Origin of the sequence: Nostoc sp. DedVER02 (assembly GCF_034530675.2) — a bacterium.
Classification (GTDB): domain Bacteria; phylum Cyanobacteriota; class Cyanobacteriia; order Cyanobacteriales; family Nostocaceae; genus Nostoc.
This window is the reverse complement of sequence record NZ_JAVRCP020000017.1, coordinates 25253-49118: the sequence shown is the minus strand read 5'-3', so window position 1 is coordinate 49118 and position 23866 is coordinate 25253. Positions and strand designations below refer to the sequence as shown.

The window sequence follows — 23866 nt, the reverse complement described above, 5'->3', positions numbered from 1 at the left end:
AGGTGTGCCTACATTACCAAGAATTTGTCAAGTCTGGTAGGTTAAATAAGGAATTAGGATCTATGCTTCATCTACCCATGATAAACAAAAATCTCATCAAATATACTTCGAGAATCCCTTTGCATTCTCCTTGGGTTATTATCACTATTTTTTCTGTTCTTGGTTTAATAGGTATTCTCAACCATTCGATGTGGCGAGATGAACTAAATCCCTGGCTGATTGTCAGAGATAGTAAATCTTTTGAAGATTTAATTGCAAATATTCATTATGAAGGTCATCCTGTTTTATGGTATTTTTCTTTAGCAATTTTGAGAAAAATAGTAGATAATCCTATTATTATGCAAATCTTTCATTTATTAATTACAGTTACTTCAGTTGCTCTATTTTGTCTATATAGTCCTTTTAATTATAAACAAAAATTTTTGTTTTCATTTGGTTTTTTTCCTTTTTCCGAATATCTTTTAATTTCTCGTAATTATGCCTTTAGTATGTTGTTCATTTTTACATTTTGTACAATTTTTAACTCAAGAAAAAAAACTTATGCTTATTTAGCAATTTTATTGGGTTTACTAGCCAATAGTAGCGCTTATGGTTTACTTGTATCATTTTCTTTAGCATTGACCTTGCTAGCTGAATTTTGTTTTGATAGAGAACATTGCCAGCAATATATTAGTCAAAGCCAAAAATACGATTTATATTTAAGTCTTGTAATTATCATATTTTCTTTTCTTATATCTGTTTATATTCTTACTCCTCCAATAGATAGTTATCTTCATGGTGGGTTGAATAATGGTTGGATAGTTCAATTAGATATTCGTCATTTATTGAGAAGTATAGGTAGAATATTTGGTAGTTATTTATTAATTATTCCTGCACACAAAAAATGGATTGATTTAATTATTTGTGCGGTAATTACTCTATTTATTTTAGTTTTAACTTCGCTTAAATTGTTTAGAAAGCCAGTTCCTCTATTTTTATATATTGTAGGTAATTGTGTAATATTTACCTTTACATACCTGAGATTCCTGGGTGTACCTCGGCATTTTGGACATTTTTATTTAGTTTTTATAGCGGCTCTTTGGTTGGCGAGTTATTATCAAGAATCTCCGGTTTTATTGAATAAGTTTTCTATTTATCCAAATTCAGTTAGATTTGTTCATACATGGCATCATCTCGTTTTTATGCTGATTCTTTATATACAGTTTGCAGGAGGCATTTCTAGTTTTTCAAGAGATTTAATAGTCCCATTATCGGCTAGTCGGGAAACATCTCAATATATTCAAAAATCTGGATTAAGTCATGAATTGATTGTTGCCAGCAGAGATGCAAATATGGCTCCATTGTCGGGTTATTTACATCGAAAGTTTTACTATCCTGAGCTTAAACAGATGGGAAGCTTTACACTATTTAAAAAAGGTCGCACAGATGTTAAACAGGATGAGATATTAAGCCAAATTAATTATCTACTCAAAAATCAAGATGAACAAAAGAAAATTTTGCTGATTTTAAACAAAAAATTGAATGTCGAGCGCAATGATTTGAAGATTGTTCCGATCAAAGATTTTAAGAGAAGCTGGTTAAATGATGAACGATATTATCTTTATTGGGTAGATAAAGCATAAAGTAGAGAAAGAAAGGTGCGTTACGCTGACGTGACAAAGCTAAATTGTTGCAATCATGGCGATGCCTACAATTCTTGCTAGCCAACCCATTTGTTACTTCGGCATACTCATTTGTTACTTCGGCGTACCCATTTGTTACTTCGGCGTACCCATTTGTTATTTCGGCATACTCATTTGTTATTTCGGCGTATTCATAACGCACCCTACGAAACTACTAGAATTGAAACCTATACTGGTCATAGTTGTGTCTACACAGTAGGCTTCACAGCAGGAAGAAGGGGCCATTTCTCCCTGCCCTCTGCCTCTTCGTTAATCCCCTTGCGGATGTTCATCCCACAAGGTTGTTATTTCCCGTAAACTCTGATGATTGCCATTACCCAAAATCAGATGATCTAGTACCGGAATGCCCAAAAGCTGCGCCCCTGCTAACAACTGGCGCGTTAATTCTATATCTTCCTGGCTGGGTTCAAGGTTCCCAGAAGGATGGTTGTGGGCAACTATTACCCGCGTTGCGCCTTGACGAATAACTTCCCGAAAAATATCACGGGGAGAAGCTAAGGTTTCGGTTGCTGTGCCAATGGTAATTACTTGTGTACCCAATAAACGATTCTTGACATCTAATAACACCACTGCAAAACGTTCTTGTGTCTGCCACATCAAATCTTGACTAAGGGTAGCAGCAGCAGCAAGTGGGCTATCAATCAATGTGCCATCATTGGGTCGAGATTGAAAGGCGCGTTTACCCAATTCAATTGCTGCTAGAATACTTGTCGCTTTTGCCGGGCCAACACCAGAAATTTGCATCAACTCTGCGGGGCTAACTTCTCGGAGAGTTGCCAAAGGATCGCGTTGATGTTTGCCTAATTCGCTCAAGATATATTGTCCCAAACCCACGGCAGACAGTTTCCCTGGCCCTTGACCAGTGCCTAGAAGAATTGCGATTAACTCTGCTGTGGCTAAAATTTTGGCTCCATGCGTCATTAATCGCTCACGCGGACGCTCATTTGTAGGTAGGTCGGCAATTCTGAGGCAATAGGTCATAAACTAAGAAAATTGTCACCACACATCCAACTATCCTTATTTATCCCTTGTTTGCTTCCCAAATCATATTTATTTGAGAAAATCTTTAATTTTAGTAAGTTTGTGTGGGTAATTTCATTTGCAACTTTCCCAGGGAATACTGAAAATAATATGATTTAGAGCGATGCCTACGGCGTAAACTACGTGATGTTTGACGATCTATTCAACAATTTTAAAGGTTTTATTGACTCTAAAATTCAAGAAGTCGGTAACGATTTGCAAAAGCGCTTCGGCATTCCCGAACCCGCAGAGCCATTTGTGGTGATTCGTCGATTCACACCTGCCGATTCCACAGTGACAAAGGGAGGCATTGCAATTGTTGGAGAAAGCTTGCAAATTGAAGCTTATGACGATAAGGCCCAGTCGTTGTTGACTAGTACAGATCCTTTGCGAAATGTCATATTGTTTGAAGTTGCAGAACCCGATATCCAAGAGTGTGTTCTTAGTTGTCAATTTAACGCGAAAGCGCTAAACACAGAAAAACCAATTAAAGTCAGCTTAGGTTTACGTAGACCAGGACAATGGGGCGCTATGACGACAACCTCATGGTCTACAGGAGTTTCACTAACAGAAGATTTTCAGCCTTACGAAGCACGCGCCCATTTTAAAAAAGAAGCGGATGCTGCTAAAATCCAAATCAGTGTGCAATTTGAAAGTAGTGGCATTCTTCAGATTAGAGATATTGAATTGCTGCAAGCGTCCGTAAAGTCGCAATCATGAGTAATATCTGAAATTTGAGTAGTTAGCAATGGGCGTAGTTTACCACGGTAGCCATTGCGTCTACACCAGCAACTTAAACCCCTTCATTTCCCTAATTATTGATGCATTTGCGTTGCTTTGAGCATGTGGTAGGTAATAATTAGCTGAGTCAGAGCAAGAGGGTAACTTTGCAATGTCTCCCCAGTTGTACCAGCAATTTTACCCAGTTCGGGATTACTTTCGCGATCGCAAATACTTCGTAAATGAGGCATATCAGAACAAATAATATGCTCTAGCTTATTCACCTGTTCTAAGGTGGCATGACCATCAACTTCTAGGACATCTACCGGCTTACACATATCCCTGTCAAGCCCCAGGCGGATGGCTGAGTCAGAATTACCATAGCCAGAATTGGTAATTACGGTGAAATCTGGATGGGGAATTGTCGGACGCAGTACCAATCTGACATTTAAATGTCCATTGGTTTCATCATCTTCATCAGTCGGTGGATAGAAACTAATGACTATATCAGACCATTGCCGTTGCGGACGGATAAATTGGGCTGAGTCTGGTTCGCGTTTTTCTAGTTCTGCTAGCACCTGTTCAGGTGTGTAGCCCCGCTTTTGGGTATCTCGCTTGACTTTCCACTTAGCACGTAACTCTTCAGGAGGTGCAAGGTAGACTTTAACATCATAAGAATCACGGGCGGCACGAGTAGAATAACCAAGTAATCCTTCGATAATCACGAATTTACTGGGCTTGATATAATGCGGTGCTTCGAATGTGCCTGTTTTGTGACTATAAACTGGCTTGAGAATTGGTTGTCCTGTGCGTAGCAACGACAAATGTTGCTGCATAATATCTAAGTGGTTGCAGTCGGGATGGAGAGCAGTGATCCCAATTTCTGCACGTTGTTGGCGATCGTAACGGTGGTAATCATCTGTGCAGATGATTGTGACATTTTCTGGGCCAAGTGCCTGAGCGATTCCTCGCGTTAGTGTTGTTTTACCAGCAGCGCTGTCACCCACAATACCAAGAATTATTGGACGGCTCATCATACCTCCCAGAATATAAGTAATGTTTATTAATAGAATTTCCCTACAATAGTTTTTATTCTAGAAGGGTTTAGGCAAGTAACTCAAGCAAAGCCTTGGTATGCAATATCTCTACATATAAAATATCTATGCGCTGGTTTATTGCATAGTAGTTGCAATCTAACTAAGTAGGTCGATGTAATTAAAACTAACTAGTGCGGGCTGTCCTTTGTCATTGGTCATTGATAACAGTTTGAAGCCTGTGTACGTTTTGTAATATAGTTAGATTTATTTCCGTCCACTTACTTGAATCTACATAGCTGATAGAGTCATTTGTTTCACTCTGGCAATAAAAATCGGTCAGGTTGACCTACCATACCTGACCTAAGATCGTCTTTCACTGAGCGGTATCAAGATTAAACTAGAGCGTACACTTTTGCTTCCCAAGGAAAGATACCTTCTCTGCCTACCCATTCGGATGGAACTATCCGCTCTTGAGTAATTTCCTTCCACTGCTTGCCAATTGGGGTTGCAGGCCAATTCGGAACTCTGTACTCAGAACCAGGAGGAGTGCCGTAGTCAGAGAAATTTGCCACTACAACTACTAATCGATCGGCTTTATTACCACGCTGCCACACTAGAACTCGTTTACCATCATTAAAGTCAACATGAATAAATTTAGTATCATTTACAGCTAAAGCTTCGTAAGTCTTACGCAAGCGAACCAACCTCGCAACGTATTGGAATATGCGTTGCCGCCAATCATCTTTTACACGGCTATAGTTAACTGGGTCAATCTGCTTATGATCGTCTGTTGTAGGCAAATCTTGCCGATCGGCAAATTCGTCTCCGGCAAGAATCATGGGAATTCCTACAGAGGTAAGCAGGGAAACAAATGCTAACTTAATGCGCGGTTCAGTATCAGCAATTCCATTACTAACCAGGTAGCTGAAGAAACGCTCGTTACCATAACCGCCAACATCATGGGAAGTTATATAGTTTACCGCTTGAGAACCGTCTGTAAAACCTAAGTTGCGGCAATCAATTAGTTTGCGGATGCTCCATTCAAAGCTGGGTTCATCCCAGGCATTCTTACCTAAAATCACTTGTCGGATGATTTGCTTGAACTTTTCATTCCAAAGTCCATCCAGACGATTTTGTTGGATAAGAGATAGCGGTACACTCAACTCTTCGCCAACTACGAGGAAGCGATCGCCGCTTCCGCCTCTTTTGTCCCAAAGGGTGCGGGCAAAATCCTTAAATTCTTGCAAAAAGTCATAGTTGGCAATATTGTTCACGCTATCCAAGCGCAGACCATCAACTCGATAGTATTCCAACCAGTGGGCAATATGGACTTTTAAATATTCACGGGCTGGTACAAGCCAGGACTTTTGCCCAGTAATGGGATTATAGCCCTCTACCCAATAGTTGTACTTGAATAAATCCCCACCAAAACCATCTCTTGACCCTTGTTCGGGATCGCCACTGGCCCATTTGATGTAGAATTCCAAAAAATTAACGTTATGGTAAGGGTTATTCCGTGAGAATGCCATTACTACATCGACAAAAAAGCGCAACCCTTGTTGATGGCAGGCTTTGATCAGATTAGCTAAATCAGTCGAAGCAGTAGGTGCTGACTGGCTATCTGGGCGGCCTAAGTCAAAATCTGCTGCAAAATAATTTGCTGTACCATAACCCCAATTGAGATTATCATCACTGTCTTCTGGTGGCAGAAGTTCTAAGGCGTTGATTCCCAGTTCCACAAGATGAGCGCGATTCTTCAAGGCGGTGATCATGGGGAAAGTCGGAGCGATCGCTTCTGGTATCAATAGTGCAAGTACATCACGAAATGTCCCGACTCCTTCTTCAATCAATCCATTTGAGTTGATCTTTGTCCATCGGGTTGGTAATTCATAAATCACCAGTTGATTATTAGTTGGCAGCGTATCTAAAGGAGCATCGCCTTCCCAATTTACAGTTTGCCCTTGAGGATCGCAGGGAATCAGCGTCCCATTTTGATAAAGCACGACGCTTGCCGGATCGAAGCTATTAACGCCTCCCGATTCTGACGGCGTTGGTGCAGGAAAACGTCGATCTACAGTCGTCGCTGTTGGATCTGTGCAGTAGAGAATTTGGTTAATATTAGCAGAGCTATAAGGGTCTGAGTTGCGAACTTTAAACCAGTAAAAGTAAACTTGTCCTTCAACTAAACCAGACTCTTGAGCCGAAACTTCCCACAATTCTGGAAATTCTGCTGATTGACGAAGCGGAATTTCTCTAAATTGAGCTAATCTGTCTGGGCTTTCGGGAGTAGTGTTACCAATGTAGAGAGTAGGAGCTAGTTCTGAAGCACCGACACGCCATAAGACAAAATGAGTCTTTTTGCGGGTTAATAGATCGATAGGCATTACAAAAACCTCTAGGTCATCAAAGTTCAGCTATGAAGTTCTTACACAACAGTTGAGCCTTATTCCAGACGACGGGTTGAGTATTTTGCTGTTAAGTTTAGCCAAAAAAGTAACAAATGTTATGACAACTCAAACACTAGGATTAAAACAAAACCTTTATGACTATTTACTATCAGTGTCTCTACAAGAACCAGAGATTTTAACCCAACTGAGGCAAGAAACAGCCCAGCATCCAGTAGGTAGAATGCAAATTGCTCCTGAACAAGGGCAATTTTTGGCGTTACTAGTACAGTTGCTAAGAGCTAAGAAAACTTTGGAAATTGGGGTATTTACAGGTTATAGTTCTCTGGTGGTGGCATTGGCGTTACCAAGGGACGGGAAAGTGGTAGCCTGTGATGTAAGTGAGGAATTTACAGCGATCGCTCGGCGTTATTGGCAGCAAGCTGGAGTGGAGGATAAAATTCAACTGCACATTGCCCCAGCTTTGGAGACTTTGGATCGGTTACTGGCAATAGGAGAGGCAGAAAGTTTTGATTTTGCTTTCATCGATGCAGACAAAAGCAACTATGATGCTTATTATGAGCGATCGCTGCAATTAGTGCGAAGAGGGGGACTGATTGCGATCGATAATGTCCTCTGGTCAGGTAGGGTTGCCGATCCCCAAGTGCAGGATAATAGAACTAAAAGGATTCGTGCTTTTAATCAAAAGCTGTATCAAGACGAGCGAGTGAATCTTAGTTTAGTAGCGATCGCAGATGGCTTGACTCTGGCATTAAAGAAGTAGTGTCTTGAAATCCTCATTTATCGATTTGTTAACAACGCAAAAACTGCCGTGGTATCACTTTTACAAAAAAATAGTGGTTGCATAAGTTACCTTTGGAAAAAAGATCGTTTATAATAACTGACTTTTACCCTGATTCATTTTCTTTATCTGCAAATTAATCAGGGTGAGCAAAATTACATCCATACATATTTATTTTTCCTTTTTTAAATATTTATTCAGTTGTATATTATTAATAGGCCAAAGTAGATATATTTATCTACTAATTGTTTAACCTTTAGTATCCGTGGAAGATATTCTGCAAGCAGTAGAAAGAATTTTGCCAGATAAGCCTCTTGCTTCCATTCAGTGCTTTGTACTTTCTCAATCGTGGTTGGGCAAAACTTACGGTGAAATGGCAGAGGAATCAGGCTACCGTGACAATTATATTAAGGAAGTTGGCTCTGAGTTGTGGCAAGACCTTTCCATCGCCTTGGGAAAAAAAATCACAAAAAAAAACCTACATTTAGCCTTGAAGAAATACGTGCAAGACAAAATAGGCGAACCAGAAAATCAGAGCCAACAACAGTTCAGTGAAGAATCTAGCTTAGAAATAGTTTCTCCAGACTTTTTTCCAATTAGCAAGATTGAATTTCCTAGTGGCCCCGTACCACTGGGTTCTCCTCTTTACATTAATCGCCCTCCCCTGGAAGAAGTTGCTTGTAAAGAGATTTTATACCCTGGTTGCTTAATCCGAATCAAAGCACCTAGAAAAACAGGAAAAAGTTCATTGCTCAACCGGATGATTGCTTCTGCTAGAGAACAAGGTTATCAAATTGTTTATCTGGACTTTCAAGAAGCCGATGAAGACGTATTTGCTTGTCTTGATAAATTTTTGCGTTGGTTTTGTATTAATGTTAGCAGACAGTTAAATCTTCTTCCCTCTCTAGATGATTTTTGGGATATAGAAATGGGTAGCAAAGTAAGCTGCAAAATCTATTTTGAAGCGTATTTGCTGCAATATATTGATGGTAGTCCTCTCGTTTTGGCTTTGAATGAAGTCCATCGAGTTTTTGAACATCCCAATATTGCCCAAGATTTTCTGCCAATGCTGCGATTTTGGCACGAACAAGCAAAACAGGATGAAATCTGGCAAAAACTACGGATGGTGGTAGTTCACACCACAGAAATATATATTCCACTTAAACTCAATCAATCGCCTTTCAATGTCGGGATAACAATAACGCTGCCACCGTTTACTCTCAATCAGGTACAAAATTTAGCATTGCGTTATGGACTAAATTGTGCAGCAGGCTCCGAAGGGGCAAAACGCCTTGCACCCTTACAAGCAATGGTGGGAGGACATCCCTATTTGGTAAACCTGGCACTATATCATCTATGTCAGCAGGAAATGACATTAGAGACATTACTAGAAACTGCATCTACACCAGTGGGAATTTACAGTCAGCATTTACGGGAACTTTTGAGCTTACTGCAAAAAGAGCCAGAATTAATGTCAGCGATGCAAGAGGTAATTGCAACCGATGAAAAAGTAGAACTAGATGCGATCGCTGCTTATAAACTAGAAAGTATGGGTTTGGTTAAACTCAACGGTAATCAAGCTAATGTTATGTGTGAATTATATCGCCTTTATTTTAGCCAACAGCTAGGAAAGCACTCAGGATAGTAATGGTTCTGGTAAACTATTGAAAGACAAATAATCAAAATAAGTAATTCTTGTTCTTAATATGAATTTTATCAATTGTCTGGATAGCAATTCATTTGTTAAGAACGAAAACTAATTTAAAATTTTAAATCAAATGAACAATTATCGATACCAAATTGGCGGCACTTTAACCAGTGATGCTCCTAGCTATGTTGAGCGTAAAGCAGATATAGAACTTTATGAAGCTTTAAAACAGGGTGAATTTTGCTACATTTTGAGCAGTAGGCAAATGGGCAAATCTTCACTTATGGTCAAAACAAAACATCGCTTGCAAAAAGAAGGTTTTAAATGTGTCACAGTTGATATGACTAATATTGGTTGCGAAAATATAACTCCAGAGCAGTGGTATAAGGGAGTTGTAGGTGACTTATGGTTGGGTTTTAAACTGTTAGGAAAAGTCCATTTAAAAACATGGTGGCAAGAACAAAATGATATTTCTTTGATTCAGAAACTCAGCCGATTTATTTCCGAAATTCTGTTAGTTCAGTTCCCTAACGAAAAACTATTTATTTTTATTGATGAAATTGATAGTATTCTTGGGCTAGATTTTTCTGTTGATGATTTTTTTAGCTTGATTCGGTTCTGTTATAACCAACGATCGATCGATCCAGAGTACGAACGGATTACATTTGCAATTTTCGGTGTTGCTACACCTTCAGACTTAATTTTATATCAAAATCACATTACCCCGTTTAATTTCGGTAAAGCCATACGAGTAAATGGTTTTACATTTGAAGAAGCTCAACCACTATCTTTAGGACTAGATATTAAAGATAATCATCCCCAGAAGGTTTTAAAAGAAGTATTAGCTTGGACAAAAGGACAACCATTTCTTACTCAGAAGTTGTGTGGGCTACTTGTCAGTTTATCTCAAGATGATATAGGTAGAACGCTAAAAATTCCCCCTGGCACAGAAGAATTTTGGATAGAAAATGTAGTGCGATCGCACATCATCGAGCAATGGGAATCACAAGATGAACCTGAGCATTTACGGACAATTCGCGATCGCATTCTCAGAAACGAACAAATCGCCGCTAGATTGCTAGGAATTTATCAGCAAATTCTCCAAGGAATGGAAGTACCAGCCGACGATAGTCGAGAACAAGTAGAACTATTACTATCAGGTTTAGTGGTTAAAAAGCAAGGTTTTCTCCAAATCAAAAACCGAATTTATGAAGAAGTTTTCAGTTTAGAATGGGTTGGAAAAAAGTTAGCTTACTTGCGCCCCTACTATGAAGCCTTCAATGCATGGATAGCCTCAAAGGAAAAGGATAAATCTCGCCTATTGCGCGGACAAGCCTTGACTGATGCCCAAGTTTGGGCACATGGCAAAAGCTTGAGCAATTTAGATTATCGGTTCTTAGCTGCTAGCGAAGAATTAGATCGACAAGAAATGCAGCAAGCGTTAGAAGCTGAACGTGCTAAAGAGGTTGAAGCACGACTTGCAGAACAACAAAAAAGGCTTGCTCAACAAAAGAAAGGTGCGACAATAGTGACACTTTTACTCGTGGGTATGACAATCAAGTTAGCCATTTCTCTAGCATGGGGAGTTTCGCTTTTACGAAAGATTGATGCTTTAGAATCACAGTTAAAATGTAACCAGATAGGACATCATGAAAGAGTAAGAAATGCAAATTCTCGGTTAGATCGATGCTGAGGTAATTTTGAATTTTAGATTAGATAAAATCAAAAGCCGTTATAGAAAGTCCAGAATAATGGTCATTAAAAAACTTAGCTAATGACTCTGCTTAAGATTGGTTAATTTTCCGTTGCCCATTAACCACTTCCCTAACAATCTCAACAGTTCCAAAAACCTCGGCTAAAGAATTTGGTTCCATATCATTCAGGATGGGTAAGAACGTATTTAATAAAATCTATAAGTTAACATGAGTGAAATAAAGCTAAAAAAGCAATCGATGTAAAAATTGTAAGTTGTATCTTACAAATCCTGTTATCAATACAAATAGTTAAGAGGATGAAGCAATTGAGTAACCTAGATAGAGTTTTAGATGCCGCAATGGAGCTTCCCTTAGAGCAGCAAGAAATGCTGGTACAAATTCTTAAGAACCGAATTATTGAAAGTCGGCGAGATGAAATTGCCTCGGATGCAGCAGTTTCCATTGCTGAATTCCAAGCAGGTAGGCTCAAAGTTCAGACTGCTAGTGAAGCAATTCAAGAATTACAGGAATATCTCAATAACTCAAGTGCAGCCGATGTATAAGTTGGTTATTACTAGCAAATTTAAAAGAGCTTTCCGAAAATTTGCTCGTCGTAATGCTGACTTGCAAGCCAGAATAGAAGAAACTATTACTGCTATGGAGAATGATATATTTGCATCTAACTTGGGCACTCACAAGCTAGAGGGAAAGTTATCAGGATTGCTTTCATGCTCTTGTGGATATGATTGTCGGATTGTTTTCTCATTGAAAATCGATGACGAGAATGATGAACAAGTTGTTCTTTTGCTAGACATTGGTACTCATGACGATGTTTATTAGATCAAGTGCGATCGCTAACACAAAGCCAGGTCTAACCAAAGCTGCCGATGATGTAAGTTAAAATCCTGATATCTTTAATAACTACTCACATAGACAGCCCCCGAAAAAGCGATCGCTATGCTTCAGTATCCCAATCTCGAACAAGCGCTAAAATATCACTTCGGTTACGACCAATTCCGCCCCGGACAACGGCAAATTATCGAAGATGCGCTGCAAAATCGAGATTTAATGGTTGTAATGCCGACTGGTGGGGGAAAATCTTTGTGTTTTCAGCTACCAGCGTTGTTAAAAAAGGGACTAACTGTGGTAGTGTCGCCGTTAATTGCTTTGATGCAAGACCAAGTAGAAGCACTGCGAAATAATAATATTAACGCGACATTTCTCAATAGCAGCTTGAATGCTTACCAAGTGCGATCGCGGGAAGAAGCTATCCTCAACGGTAAAGTAAAATTACTATACGTCGCCCCTGAACGTCTCCTCAGTGAAAGGTTTCTCCCATTTATCGATTTAGTTAAAGAAAAAATCGGTATTTCTAGCTTCGCTATTGATGAAGCACACTGCGTTTCGGAATGGGGACACGATTTTCGTCCAGAATATCGCCAGTTAAAATCTCTTAGAAAACGCTATCCTGATGTTCCTACAGTCGCTCTCACCGCCACAGCAACCGATCGCGTCCGTAGTGATATCATTCAACAATTAGGACTAAAGCAACCAAGCATCCATCTTGCCAGTTTTAATCGTGAAAATCTTTATTACGAAGTCCGTCCTAAAACTAAATATGCTTACGCTGAATTATTAGAACTAATTCGAGAAACTGAAGGTTCGACAATTATTTATTCTTTAACTCGTAAAAAAGTTGATGAACTCACTTTTAAACTGCAAAATGATAAGATTGGTGTTCTGCCTTATCACGCCGGATTAACTGATGAGGAACGTAGTAGCAATCAAACGCGATTTATTCGAGATGATGTCCGAGTCATGGTGGCAACAGTTGCCTTTGGCATGGGAATTAATAAACCCGATGTGCGGCTGGTAGTTCACTTTGATATGCCCAGAAATATAGAAAGTTATTATCAAGAATCGGGTCGAGCCGGTAGAGACGGAGAACCATCTCGGTGTACAATCTTTTTCAGCTTTGGTGATGTTAAAACAATTGAATGGAGTATCGAGCAAAAAACTGATCCTCAAGAACAGTTGATTGCTAAACAACAACTGCGACAAATGATCGATTACGCTGAAGGCACTGATTGTCGGCGAACGATTCAACTGGGTTATTTTGGCGAAAGGTTTCCTGGAAATTGCGGTAACTGTGACAATTGTCGTCATCCCAAACCCATGCAAGATTGGACAATTGAAGCCATGAAGTTTCTATCTTGTGTGGCGCGTTGCAAAGAAAGGTTTGGAATGCTGCACATAATTGATGTGTTGCGCGGGGCAAAAAAAGACAAAATTCTTCAGTACGAACACGATAAACTTTCTACTTATGGTATTGGTAAAGATAGAACTCTAGATGAATGGCGAATGTTGGGGCGATCGCTTTTACATCAAGGGTTAATAGAACAAACTAGCGATGGTTACTCAGTTTTAAAACTAAATGCCTTAAGTTGGGAAGTAATGCGAAAACAACGCACAGTTTCGCTAGCTGTAACCACAGTTCAAAAGATTACCTGGGAACAGGGGAGTGAAAAAGCAGAAGAAGCAGAAGTATTATTACAGAAGTTGCGATCGCTACGCAAACAATTAGCTGATGAGCAATCTGTACCACCTTACGTCATATTCCACGATTCCACTTTAAAATTGATGGTACAGGTGCAACCCCAAAACTTAGCTGAATTCGCCAAACTTTCTGGTGTAGGTAGTCATAAACTCGCTCAATATGGCGAAAAATTTATTACAGAAATTCGCGCCTATCGCCAAGAAAAAGGTTTGCAAAATAAATCTGTTACTTCCGTATCTTCTGCCAAATCATCTTCTTCTTACACCGAATTACAAACATTGCAATTGCATCAACAAGGTTTAAATATCGCTCAAATTGCCCAAAAGCGCAACCTTAGTCCAACAACGGTTAGCAATCATCTAGAAAAACTAATTGAGAAAAATCAGCCAGTTGATTTAAATCAATTAATACCTCTAGAACATCAGCAAAAAATTTGGCAAGTTTTAGAAGTACTCGGTGACATTTCACTGACTCCCATCAAAGAACAACTAGGTGAAGGCTATACTTTTGATGAGATTCGTTTAGTAAGGAGTAAATGGCGGCGGGAAAATCGTAAGTGATGATTTGCTTAAGACGAGTATTACAACAAAAAAATCATTTTATTATTAGGAATAATAATAAAACCTATTTATGATTAAAATGCAAGAGCAAGATTAAAGGAGTTAGCCGATGAGTGAGATGCTAACAGCAGGAGTACACTGGACAATTCACGATGTCGAACTCTTCGCAGAAAATGAGGGGACGCGCTACGAGATAGTTGATGGAGAATTATTTGTCAGTAGGGCATCTCATTTCAAGCATCAGCAAACTTGTGGTAGGATTTTCGGACAACTTGATGTTTGGTCAGAGTCTACTGGTTTAGGGGAAGTTATTCCTAGCCCTGGTGTTTTGTTTTCAGAATCAGATAGTGTGATTCCTGATGTAGTTTGGGCTACTAAAGAAACCTTGGCGCTAACATTGGATGAAGCGGGACATTTAACTGGCGCACCAGATTTGGTAGTCGAAGTATTGTCTCTTAGCAACGAAGACTTAAGACGAGATAAGGAAGCTAAACTTAAACTTTATTCTTCCAGAGGAGTCAAAGAATATTGGATTGCTGATTGGCGATCGCGTAAACTAGAGGTCTATCGACGCGAACAAACTCAACTTAACTTAGTAGCAACCTTATTTAGTAATGATAATATAATTTCTCCACTATTGCCTGGTTTTAGCTGTACTGTAGACCAGTTTTTTCCTGTATAAATTTTAGGTGGAATGGAAAAACAAATTTCAAGTAACACATTAACTAAAGTCCAGGTACTGATTATGGCGATCGCATCTGGTGTGTGTGTTGCTAACATTTATTATAATCAGCCAATCCTCAAAGATATTGCATCTTCTTTTCGAGTCAGTGAAGGCGAAGCTGGTAGCATATCTGTGCTTTCGCAAGTTGGTTATGGTTTTGGGCTTTTCTTTTTAATCCCTTTGGGCGATAAAATCAACAAGAAAAAATTAATTCTTTCCTTACTCGGATGTTTGTTTTGTTTGTTGCTACTCATGACCTTTTCACAAAATATCATTGAAGTTTGGATATTAAGTGTAGCGATTGGGATTGCAACAGTATCGGCTCAGGTTATTCTTCCCTTAGCAGCAAGTATAGATAGAGTAACTACAGGTCAAACTGTAGGCAACATTTTTACTGGTATATTGATTGGAGTTTTAGGGGCAAGGGTTTTTAGTGGATATATTGCTGAATGGTTGAATTGGCGTTATGTATATGGATTTTCAGCAGTAATGGTTTTAATTGTTACAATCTTACTAAATATATATTTACCTAATATCAAAAATGAATTTAACGGCTACTATTTGGAATTATTAAAATCAACACTTCAACAATTGAAACGTTTTTCTTTGTTAAGAGAAACGTCTTTAATTGGCGGGTTATTGTTTGGTGTATTTTGCTCATTTTGGACAACGCTAACTTTCCATTTAAGCGGAGCGCCTTTTTATTTTCAATCTGACAAAATTGGGATGTATGGCTTTGTGGCGATCGCAGGTGCATTGATGGCACCAATTTTTGGTAAACTAGCCGATCGAGGTAACTCGCAACGTTCCTTGACTATTGCGGTATCGCTGGTGATTGCAAGTTTAGTAATTGCCAAAATTGCTTCTAATTCAGCGATCGCGATCGCCGTTGCTGTATTGTTACTAGATGTAGGTGTACAGGCAATTCAAGTCACCAATGTAGCAAGGATATACACTCTTGATGCTCAATCGAATAGCCGTATCAACACAGTTTACATTACTAGCTATTTTATCGGTGGTGCTGTAGGTACTAGTATTGGTCTATTATGCTGGAATATTGGAGGCTGGAATTTGGTAACTTGGCAAATGTTAGTTTTTACTTTGCTTGGATTCTTTATTATTGTTAGACCTAAAATTACTAGAGCAAAAACAAATGAAGAATAACAAACAATCCGCGCCAATAAAGTCAAATTAAGCTGCTATAAATCTTTTTTATAGTAAAAATATAATTTATGTTTGGGAAATATGCACATTCCTTTTTTCCAAAATGAGATGTATATAACTTTCATTAAGATATCGCCTTGCACCAATAACTAAATTTTCTCTTCATCAAGGCGATATCTAGAGACAATCGGCTTATATTACGAAAAATTGGGCATCTCAGAGTTAGAAACTTCTGATGTCGTATTGCTTTGCCTTTTCGTAGACAAAATTACTAGCAATTTAGGCAGTGCAAGACAAGCAACAGTATTTAGCAGCGTCAATAATATACCATCGATTAAACTCATGTGCGATCGCCTTTATTTCAAAATTGGTGTTTACTATATTTTTAGTTTGCATCAAAATTAGTACAATTGCTTAAAAACAGTATTTTAATTTCTGTTATCGGATATAAGCTAATTAAATAGATTTTTATAATTTCTAGGACTAGACCTTTCAAAGTGGGTAAAATTTTAGTCGACAAATTTCTATTTAAGCCCTTTTCTCTGCGTTATCTGCGCCTCTGTAGTTCAAGAAATTGCTTTTAAACCGTTCTAGACACCAGGGGTTCTCCCCGTTTTAGCAACTGACGCAGTGCATAGTAAAAAGTAGAGATTTTAGGAGCCGCCTTGAAAGGGCTAGTCTTAAATATTATTTTCTTGACAAGCCGAAATTAATTACTATAGTCTATTAATTTACACGTTTTTCAGTAGAACAAATAATAATCATGAGCAAAAGAGTTAGCATTTTGCTAGTAGCAGTATTGCTTGCAAATTATACAGCAGTAAAGCCTTCTAGTGCTACAGAAGAGAATCGTGCTTTCCTTGCTAATAATATTAACTCTATAGCCTCTACTCCAATTAACATAGCACAAGCTATAGAACCTAGAGTTATAAAGCTTCGTCTAGCAGATTCTGGAGTCTCAGTAGGAAGTGTTTTGTCTTGGGGATTTGCTGGTTTGATTCAAAAAAGATCCACTGATTGGGTTCGTTTAGAACTGACTGATAATCAAGTAAAAGTAGTACATACAACAAGAACAACTAATTGGCTAACTCAAGTTTCTAAATGGTGGGATCATCCTGTAAGAAAAATTGCTTTTAAGCCAGATACTTGTAAAGTAGATAGCGTGTCAAATCAAGGTGGTTCAGATATAGAAACCCAACTGAGAGAGATAAAGAGGCTATACGATTCTAAGTTAATAACTGAGCAACAGTATCAAGACTTGCAGCGTAAAGTTATTAATCAAATAAGTACAACCCCAAATCAAAATACCACTAGTAACTCTGAATGTGTTCTATTAGGAGAAAATGCAACCGTGCAACTACAAAATATTAGTTTACTCACTAAGGGGGAATTTAAAATTGAATATTTAGAAGGTAATGAATGGAAATATGCAGCTTTTAGAGTACCCGAAAAAGAATATAAGTAACGGACTACAACAATATAGGAATTCGGTTTAATTTTTGAAAATATACGTAGGATGTGTTAGCGACAGCGTAACGCATCAAACCCTTGACAAGAGTGCGTTACGAACTCCGTTCTAACACACTCTACAATACCTAATTCCGTTCAAAATAGGACTTACGCATACTCTACGAATTCTTAGGGTTCTTGGCGACTTGGCGGTTCGATAAATTAAGCTTTTTGGCAATTTTTGCGTAAGTCCTGCAAAAATCAAATAGTAATCCTATAGACTTCCAAAACATAAATTATCCAAAATTAGTTGTAGAGGCAATTCATGAATTGCCTCTACAACATGGATATATTTCTAGCCTTTCCTGATTGGATGAGGTACATCATATTAAGTAGGGTTAGGGAGAATCAAAACCTAACTTAACCATATTTAAGAAGACGTAAGCCCTCTAAGCGGACAGCTTCAGGGTATAAAAATTTGTAAATATTGCAATTTGGAGATTGAATATCATAACGGCCTGTAGCCTTAAACGTAGCCAGAGAACAACCACCCGTACACCAGTATTTCCATTCACATGTACGACAGCCTTCTTTTTCCTCAACGGATAAATTTTGAATACCTGTTTTATCTTGTCGCACAACACTTAAAGGATCTTCACTGTCAATTGAGGATACAGTTTTATGTAGCTGCATCTGACATTTGGCAATTTGTCCTTGATAATCAAATACAAGATAACTTTGCCCAACTCCGCAAGTTCGTTTATGAGCAGATGATAAATTAGCGCGGTCAACTAATGAACCTAATAAACTTCGATTAGGTAAATTCAATTCAATAACTTTGAATGCTGCTAACATTCCCTGAATCATTCTAGATTCTTCTAGTTGTAAGTCTTCGTAAGAAGCTGAAAGTTCATTCTCACGATAGAAATTTAAACTAAAAGGCAAATTATGCTCTAATATCCATTCAATTAAATCGGGTAATCCTTCTGCATTCCGCCCGCTAATGGTGATAGAAATATCGGGTATAAGTCCATTTTGCAAAGCAATCTTAATGCCCCGTTCAACCTCTTGAAACGAACCCTTTCCGCCTGCATAAGTTCGTTGGATATTGTGGAAATCTGATAATCCATCTAGTGAAATCATGAGACGCAGGTTCAATGTTTTAAGCATCTCAATAATCTCAGGTGTAATCAATGTTCCATTACTGAGAACAACTCCATCTAATATAATACCTCTTTCTTTGCTAATAGATTGAGCGTATAAATGCAGTTCTTTAATTAAAGGATAGCATAATAATGCTTCTCCTCCAGCATACTTTAGTTTGACGCGGCGGTAATTATTTAAGCTAGCAGAGCGAAATGTAGATTCAATAGCTGCTCTACCTATATCTATTGGCATATCCCTTGCTAAATGAGGAAGGTAGCAGTAGTCACATCTTAAGTTACAGCGATCGGTGATATGTAACCATGCTGATAAAGTTTCTGGTATTTCATTTAGGTTAAATGAGCTATTATTTTTAGGAACAATTAAGCGGGCTTGATATAGTTCTTGAATAGCTGTCTGTAAATCGATTTTGTTAATATGATAATTATCTATTGTGATATTATTTAGCTTATGAGGCTTTGTAAATAAATTTAGTAGATATAATGCAGATTTATTCAGAACTACTACTTTATGATTAGTCCCATAACAAATAGAATAAGTATCATCTAGATTCATTATTTGCGAGTTAGGAGATATTACAAACTCTGTTTCAAATATCCCTAGAGATAATGATATATCTGAGCTTAATTCTGCTAAAGGGGATAAGTCACAGGCACAATCTCCTCCATCGCAATCGCATTGTCCAGTTGGTATGCAGGTAGAATTGAGAGAAACTAAAATTCTGGGTCGATCAATTTTTTTACTAAGCATGAGAAGATGGCTGTTTTGTTGCACGGATTCTAGTCAGGAACATTTGTTGATCGCACCATTCTTTGAGGGCTTTATTATCTTGCCAGTGATTTTTAAGTTGCTGGATTAGGGTTTTAGAAAGTTCTATAGGCAAGCGTTCAATTTTCTTTTGGAGTAGATTTAACTCATGTTTAATTGAATACGGCCCAAAACCTCCATCCTGGAAGATTTGGGGTATGCCTTGAGCATATTTCGCAAAGGCAAGATCGTAGTTCGCTTCTTGAAATGCCACATCACCTTCAATCCGTAATATTCGACCAAAGTATAGTTGATAGGTATTTTGATATGACTGGAAGCGATCGCTAAGTTCTCGTGCATAATCTGAAATACGCTGGTATGCTTTTGCATAATAATCGAACTCTGCTTTCCCTACTAGGCTATCGATGGCATATCGCCTGTCATTGTACTCTAGACTAGTCTGGTAAGAGCGATCGTTTAATTTGAGAGCTTGTTCTTGTAGCGTGCGATCGCACTTTTGAAACCCAAGATGCCAATAAACACTGGCAGTTTGGTGCAAAATTCCAGGCAATTCCTCTTCAATTCCATATTTTTCTGCCAGTTTCAGGCTTTTTTCTAAAGCATTTTGAGCCTGACTTAGCACCTCTAAATCCCATTTTACCTGTGTTACATCCCAAACCGCTTCATTTACTACCTCGGCACTAAACCACTGATTTAAGCCTAACTGAAAGTATGCTCTACACAATATTCGATTATCATCTTCCTCATTGTTGTTGCAACGACTTAATGCTTTTTCAAGTAACTGTTTAGCTTTAATATAGTTTCCCTCATTTACCCAAATAGTTGCAGAGGCAATTTCGGCGTTGGCTATTTCGCGTTCAGTTTCCACACTCGACCACATATCAATAGCAGCTTTAAAACACTGTTCAGACTTGATATAATTTTTTTGTAGTCCGTATAAATATCCCAAGTTATTCTGAATACTAGCCATAACTTGAGTTAACCCTTTGTTAGGAGTGTCAATCTCCATCGCAGCATCCCAACCTAATTTATAATATTTTTCAGCATCGTTAAAATTGTTGAGTTGTCGATAAAGATAACCAACCAGATTGGCTACAGGCGGAATAGCAGATGATAGTTTCTTGCCTTGAACTAGAGATAAACATTTTTGCTGATATTGCAAAGCTTCGTCATAAAGATGTAACTTGGCATTCAGCATTCCTAAAACATTGCAAAGGTCTGCTTGATGAGAAGAATTAGAAGATTTTTCAGCTAGCATTACCTCTAACTTTCTCACCTCATTTTTGGTTGTACTTTTGTCTTGAAGGGCGTGAACTAGCTTTGCTTCAAAAATAATCAATTTAAATCTTTGATCGGGGTCTAGCTCATTTTCAAACTCTTTTATAACTGCTAATAATTGATTAACAAAACTAAATTTTTTGGATTGAGTACGGATTGTATTAGTAACTTCATGCCAAGTGTCAAAGCCTGTTGTCGGGTCAGAGTATAAAGCATTCCATAGCCATCGCGTAGTATTGAATTCGCGCAATTGTTTTAGTTCTTCAATTTGAAACTCAATATTAGCAGCTTTATTAGAATTTTCTGAGTAAAGTTGAATCTCTAATATTCTTTTTTGTGGGCCTAGCTGATAATCTTTTTTCTCAAAATATTTGGCAGCAATCTGACTATCTCGTTTTCTCCATTCAAAACTAGGGTCAATATCTGCCCATACATATTTATTAACCAAGTCGCGCACAATATCATGCAATGATATTTGATTACCATTCATTACTGGTTTAATAAAAAAGTAGCTTTGGGCATCAATAAATAATTGTTGAGCATCTTCTATCGATAGTTCTAATAAATTAGCAATATCAGAACTATCTAATGGATAAATACGTGAAAGTAACAGAGTTAGCCTATCCATTGATGTGCGAAGCTGGGTAATATGTCGAACCATCTCAGCTTCAAATCCGCCTATTTTTTCCAACCTAGCTGGAATAGTTTCTATATCTTCACTCTCTAACCAGTCTGGAATAACTTCTCGATAAGCATATTCTACTCCAAATTCAATCATGATGGGACTACCACCAGAAAGAAAAATTATTTTTTGAACTAAGTCTTTTCCCAGACTAAAGTGAAGTTGCTCTTCCTTAGAAAGAATATATGTTTGCACATCTTCACGAGTAAATTCGTTTAACTGTAAATAAGTTAATTCTTCTTTTTCTAATGACTTTTCAAAAATTTGACGGGCAATGCTAGGGCGGCCTGCTAAAATTAATACGGCATTATCTAGTTGTTGGCATAGATTACTAATATATTCCCAAACTTCCGCCCTTACCTCTGCTTGTCCTAACTTCTCAACCGTATCAATTAGAAATACTAGTCTCTGTTCTTTAGATTTCCGATTAATCTCATCGACTAGAAACTTTTCAAGTTGTCTGCGTTCTTCTTGGTATGCGGTTTGACTGAGGTGGTTTTCATCTTCTCGTAGTTGTCGTAAGCGGAGCAGCCATTCTTGATATGTAGTGTCATACAATTGCTTGGCGATTTGAGTGCATAAATCTTCTGCATCATTAAAAATAGGAGTATCGCAATCAATAATTTTACTTGTCCCAAACTGAACTTTATTTAGGCGGCTTTGTAATTCTCGAAGTAACCAAGTTTTGCCAATTCCGCCTCTACCCTCCACCAAAACAACGTGCAGCGTATTAGCTTCTTGAACCAGAGAAATAATTCTATTTAGATGTTCTTCACGACCAACAAACTCTAATTTATCTATTTCAGGCATAATATTAGGACTCCTATTTGATTTCTGTAAAAATTCACCAATCCCAATTCCCAATTCCCTAATTAGTTATTTTGAATAGCTTCGTCAAGTTTATGAATTAAATATCTATAGGGTGTATCATTATATTCGTCATTGTGGAGGTAGTAATTTACAAGAAACTGAAATTCCCAGTCATGCTCTACTTCAGATTTAAGCGTAGATAGAAATTCATGGGTTTGCTCTCGGTCTGTATTGCGGAATATTCCAATAGTCTCTTCAACAGTTTCATCAAAGAAACTTCTGCGAAGTTCTTGTCGATATGCAAGACTATCAGCACCACAATTGATAAATCCAGCGTGTTGCTGAAGACTTTGAAAAAAATACTGCATTGACCAAGTTCCCGCCACAGCAGAATCATTTTTTGATTTAAGCTCGTGAACATATTCCCAGCAAATTTGAGCCGCTTCGCCACACAACCTTTGAAAGCTATCAGGCGAACTTTCTCGAAGCAGACCAATAACTAGCAGCCGACGTGTCATTCCATCTTTGATAATCGTTTTGTCACGAGTAAAAATAGATGTTTTTGTCAGTTCAGCGTTTAATTTAAAACTATCATCACTAAAAGGTAACTGAAATCTTCTAACAGCTTCCTTTAATATCCAATGACCATTTAGTATGGGGAAAATACTCAGTTTTTCAATAGATTCATAGAGATGATTATTTTCTTTAGTCAAACTTTCTTTAATCTGATCTCTACAATGTCTGAGGGTTTTTTCCCATAATTTGCTCCCATAACTCTTTAAAAATAAATTAACTGTATAACCACCTCCTCGATAAACTTTTAGGGCTTCAGCAATCCCTGCTGGATGTCCGCCAGTTAAATATAGTAAGTGTCCTGCAAGTAGTGACAAACTTTCTGAAGTCATCTCAATTGGCTTGAGATATTTTGTTGCTGTATCCTGAATTACTTCCCAATTAAAAGGCGAGAGTATTAGTTTAGGAAAAATCCGATCTGAGGGGAGATCGGTAAGACATCGGGCTGCAATTACAACTCGAAGGCTCTTAGAATTATCTTTAAAAAATTGTAATTCCTTCAAACATTTTTCAATTCTCCATCCCAATTCTTTAAGCTGGTCGAAAATTTCGTTTAAGCGTTGTTTGTGTGGGGCATTTCCATCCAGATCGATTAGCAGTACAATACCTTTCTGACCCTGCGATTGCCATTTAGCCCAATTTCTATGTAATAGTAAACCTAAGCGTTCTCCCCAAGGTAGATCCTGTCCTTCTTCGATTTGAAGATTGAGAGAACTAGCTAATTTCTTTTCTAAGTCTTCAATATTTTGATCTCCAGACATAGAAGCGTAAGCGCAACACCATTGTAATTCTTGAAAGCGCTTCTGGATCTGTTTGAGAAATTCTGTTTTTCCGTAACCTTTAGGAGCCGTTATCAGGCGATAAGTAGGAGAATTATTTGCTGTAATTTCAGTAATTGCAGCATCTCGATTAGTGAATGGAATTTTATCAGGATCGACTTGCTCTAAAGATTCTTGATTTAGCTGGTTTAATTCTGAATCAGCTTTTTTTATTTCTTCAAATTTATTATCCAGTTGTCTTTGCAATTTATTCTTATCTACATCATTAACTGTCCATCCTATTTGGTCGCTAATACTTTCAATGTCACTTTTTAAACGGACTATTAGCTGCTCAAGATATTTTTTTCGTAAATCTGAGGAATTTTTCATTG

General features: G+C 38.0%; 17 protein-coding genes and 1 pseudogene. 11 read left to right on the top strand and 7 right to left on the bottom strand.

Translation table 11 applies throughout. The features are described from left to right. The first annotated feature begins 119 nt into the window (after positions 1-119). Positions 120-1622 (top strand): hypothetical protein, encoded by a 1503-nt coding sequence (locus RMZ41_RS18195; RefSeq protein WP_322641194.1) that lies wholly within the window; start codon positions 120-122, stop codon positions 1620-1622. Between the two features lie 309 nt (positions 1623-1931). Here RMZ41_RS18195 and radC read toward each other — a convergent pair whose 3' ends face one another. Next, entirely contained in the window at positions 1932-2663 is a 732-nt protein-coding gene (gene radC / locus RMZ41_RS18190; RefSeq protein ID WP_322734475.1) for a RadC family protein, read from the bottom strand. Positions 2664-2849: 186 nt separating this feature from the next. Between radC and RMZ41_RS18185 the strand changes: the two genes are divergently transcribed. Further along, the gene (locus RMZ41_RS18185) at positions 2850-3422 is read left to right on the top strand and encodes a hypothetical protein (protein WP_322641196.1); all 573 of its coding nucleotides are present in this window, start codon (positions 2850-2852) and stop codon (positions 3420-3422) included. Positions 3423-3517: 95 nt separating this feature from the next. Here the strand turns inward: RMZ41_RS18185 and RMZ41_RS18180 are convergent, their stop codons facing one another. Further along, on the bottom strand, positions 3518-4456 hold the full coding sequence (locus tag RMZ41_RS18180; protein ID WP_322641226.1) for a phosphoribulokinase: 939 nt from the start codon (positions 4454-4456) through the stop codon (positions 3518-3520). A gap of 395 nt (positions 4457-4851) precedes the next feature. After that, positions 4852-6843: an alpha-amylase family glycosyl hydrolase gene (locus RMZ41_RS18175; RefSeq protein ID WP_322641197.1), complete on the bottom strand. Its 1992-nt coding sequence runs from the start codon at positions 6841-6843 to the stop codon at positions 4852-4854. Between the two features lie 121 nt (positions 6844-6964). Here RMZ41_RS18175 and RMZ41_RS18170 point away from each other — a divergent pair, with 121 nt between their 5' ends. The 3 genes and pseudogenes from RMZ41_RS18170 to RMZ41_RS18160 form a co-directional block, all read left to right on the top strand. Continuing rightward, positions 6965-7627 (top strand): class I SAM-dependent methyltransferase, encoded by a 663-nt coding sequence (locus RMZ41_RS18170; protein WP_322641198.1) that lies wholly within the window; start codon positions 6965-6967, stop codon positions 7625-7627. A gap of 283 nt (positions 7628-7910) precedes the next feature. After that, positions 7911-9290: an AAA-like domain-containing protein gene (locus tag RMZ41_RS18165; protein ID WP_322641199.1), complete on the top strand. Its 1380-nt coding sequence runs from the start codon at positions 7911-7913 to the stop codon at positions 9288-9290. A 133-nt stretch (positions 9291-9423) separates the two neighbouring features. Further along, a pseudogene (locus RMZ41_RS18160) lies at positions 9424-10173 on the top strand (AAA-like domain-containing protein); the annotation flags it as partial. A 561-nt stretch (positions 10174-10734) separates the two neighbouring features. On the opposite strand, the gene RMZ41_RS18155 reads toward RMZ41_RS18160, so the two are convergent. Further along, positions 10735-10800, bottom strand: a complete 66-nt coding sequence (locus RMZ41_RS18155) for a hypothetical protein (RefSeq protein WP_409875584.1) — start codon at positions 10798-10800, stop codon at positions 10735-10737. Between the two features lie 504 nt (positions 10801-11304). Here RMZ41_RS18155 and RMZ41_RS18150 point away from each other — a divergent pair. The 6 genes from RMZ41_RS18150 to RMZ41_RS18125 all read left to right on the top strand — a co-directional run bounded on the left by RMZ41_RS18150 (position 11305) and on the right by RMZ41_RS18125 (position 17457). Further along, positions 11305-11550: a hypothetical protein gene (locus RMZ41_RS18150; protein ID WP_322641201.1), complete on the top strand. Its 246-nt coding sequence runs from the start codon at positions 11305-11307 to the stop codon at positions 11548-11550. Next, on the top strand, positions 11543-11827 hold the full coding sequence (locus tag RMZ41_RS18145; protein WP_322641202.1) for a type II toxin-antitoxin system YafQ family toxin: 285 nt from the start codon (positions 11543-11545) through the stop codon (positions 11825-11827). Before RMZ41_RS18150 ends, RMZ41_RS18145 begins: the two co-directional genes overlap by 8 nt. 117 nt (positions 11828-11944) lie before the next feature. Next, entirely contained in the window at positions 11945-14104 is a 2160-nt protein-coding gene (recQ, locus tag RMZ41_RS18140) for a DNA helicase RecQ (protein WP_322641203.1), read from the top strand. 109 nt (positions 14105-14213) lie between these two features. Next, a complete protein-coding gene (locus tag RMZ41_RS18135; protein ID WP_322641204.1) occupies positions 14214-14786 on the top strand; it encodes a Uma2 family endonuclease in 573 nt (190 codons plus the stop codon). A 12-nt stretch (positions 14787-14798) separates the two neighbouring features. Further along, complete coding sequence (locus RMZ41_RS18130) at positions 14799-15992, top strand: MFS transporter (RefSeq protein ID WP_322641205.1); 1194 nt, start codon at positions 14799-14801, stop codon at positions 15990-15992. A gap of 763 nt (positions 15993-16755) precedes the next feature. Next, complete coding sequence (locus RMZ41_RS18125; RefSeq protein ID WP_322641206.1) at positions 16756-17457, top strand: hypothetical protein; 702 nt, start codon at positions 16756-16758, stop codon at positions 17455-17457. A gap of 404 nt (positions 17458-17861) precedes the next feature. Here RMZ41_RS18125 and RMZ41_RS18120 read toward each other — a convergent pair whose 3' ends face one another. The 3 genes from RMZ41_RS18120 to RMZ41_RS18110 all read right to left on the bottom strand — a co-directional run bounded on the left by RMZ41_RS18120 (position 17862) and on the right by RMZ41_RS18110 (position 23864). Continuing rightward, entirely contained in the window at positions 17862-19379 is a 1518-nt protein-coding gene (locus tag RMZ41_RS18120; RefSeq protein ID WP_322641207.1) for a radical SAM/SPASM domain-containing protein, read from the bottom strand. Further along, entirely contained in the window at positions 19348-22143 is a 2796-nt protein-coding gene (locus tag RMZ41_RS18115; RefSeq protein ID WP_322641208.1) for a tetratricopeptide repeat protein, read from the bottom strand. The genes RMZ41_RS18120 and RMZ41_RS18115 overlap by 32 nt, the downstream gene beginning before the upstream one ends. 62 nt (positions 22144-22205) lie before the next feature. Continuing rightward, positions 22206-23864: a hypothetical protein gene (locus tag RMZ41_RS18110; protein ID WP_322641209.1), complete on the bottom strand. Its 1659-nt coding sequence runs from the start codon at positions 23862-23864 to the stop codon at positions 22206-22208. Positions 23865-23866 lie beyond the last annotated feature (2 nt).

What these genes read in the sequence shown, in the direction of transcription:
- radC (WP_322734475.1), bottom strand. Translation starts at nt 2,663, where the DNA reads ATGACCTATTGCCTCAGAATTGCCGACCTACCTACAAATGAGCGTCCG.
- RMZ41_RS18135 (WP_322641204.1), top strand. Translation starts at nt 14,214, where the DNA reads ATGAGTGAGATGCTAACAGCAGGAGTACACTGGACAATTCACGATGTC.
- RMZ41_RS18170 (WP_322641198.1), top strand. Translation starts at nt 6,965, where the DNA reads ATGACAACTCAAACACTAGGATTAAAACAAAACCTTTATGACTATTTA.
- RMZ41_RS18125 (WP_322641206.1), top strand. Translation starts at nt 16,756, where the DNA reads ATGAGCAAAAGAGTTAGCATTTTGCTAGTAGCAGTATTGCTTGCAAAT.
- RMZ41_RS18145 (WP_322641202.1), top strand. Translation starts at nt 11,543, where the DNA reads ATGTATAAGTTGGTTATTACTAGCAAATTTAAAAGAGCTTTCCGAAAA.
- RMZ41_RS18175 (WP_322641197.1), bottom strand. Translation starts at nt 6,843, where the DNA reads ATGCCTATCGATCTATTAACCCGCAAAAAGACTCATTTTGTCTTATGG.
- RMZ41_RS18130 (WP_322641205.1), top strand. Translation starts at nt 14,799, where the DNA reads ATGGAAAAACAAATTTCAAGTAACACATTAACTAAAGTCCAGGTACTG.
- RMZ41_RS18185 (WP_322641196.1), top strand. Translation starts at nt 2,850, where the DNA reads ATGTTTGACGATCTATTCAACAATTTTAAAGGTTTTATTGACTCTAAA.
- RMZ41_RS18115 (WP_322641208.1), bottom strand. Translation starts at nt 22,143, where the DNA reads ATGCCTGAAATAGATAAATTAGAGTTTGTTGGTCGTGAAGAACATCTA.
- RMZ41_RS18150 (WP_322641201.1), top strand. Translation starts at nt 11,305, where the DNA reads ATGAAGCAATTGAGTAACCTAGATAGAGTTTTAGATGCCGCAATGGAG.
- recQ (WP_322641203.1), top strand. Translation starts at nt 11,945, where the DNA reads ATGCTTCAGTATCCCAATCTCGAACAAGCGCTAAAATATCACTTCGGT.
- RMZ41_RS18110 (WP_322641209.1), bottom strand. Translation starts at nt 23,864, where the DNA reads ATGAAAAATTCCTCAGATTTACGAAAAAAATATCTTGAGCAGCTAATA.
- RMZ41_RS18180 (WP_322641226.1), bottom strand. Translation starts at nt 4,456, where the DNA reads ATGAGCCGTCCAATAATTCTTGGTATTGTGGGTGACAGCGCTGCTGGT.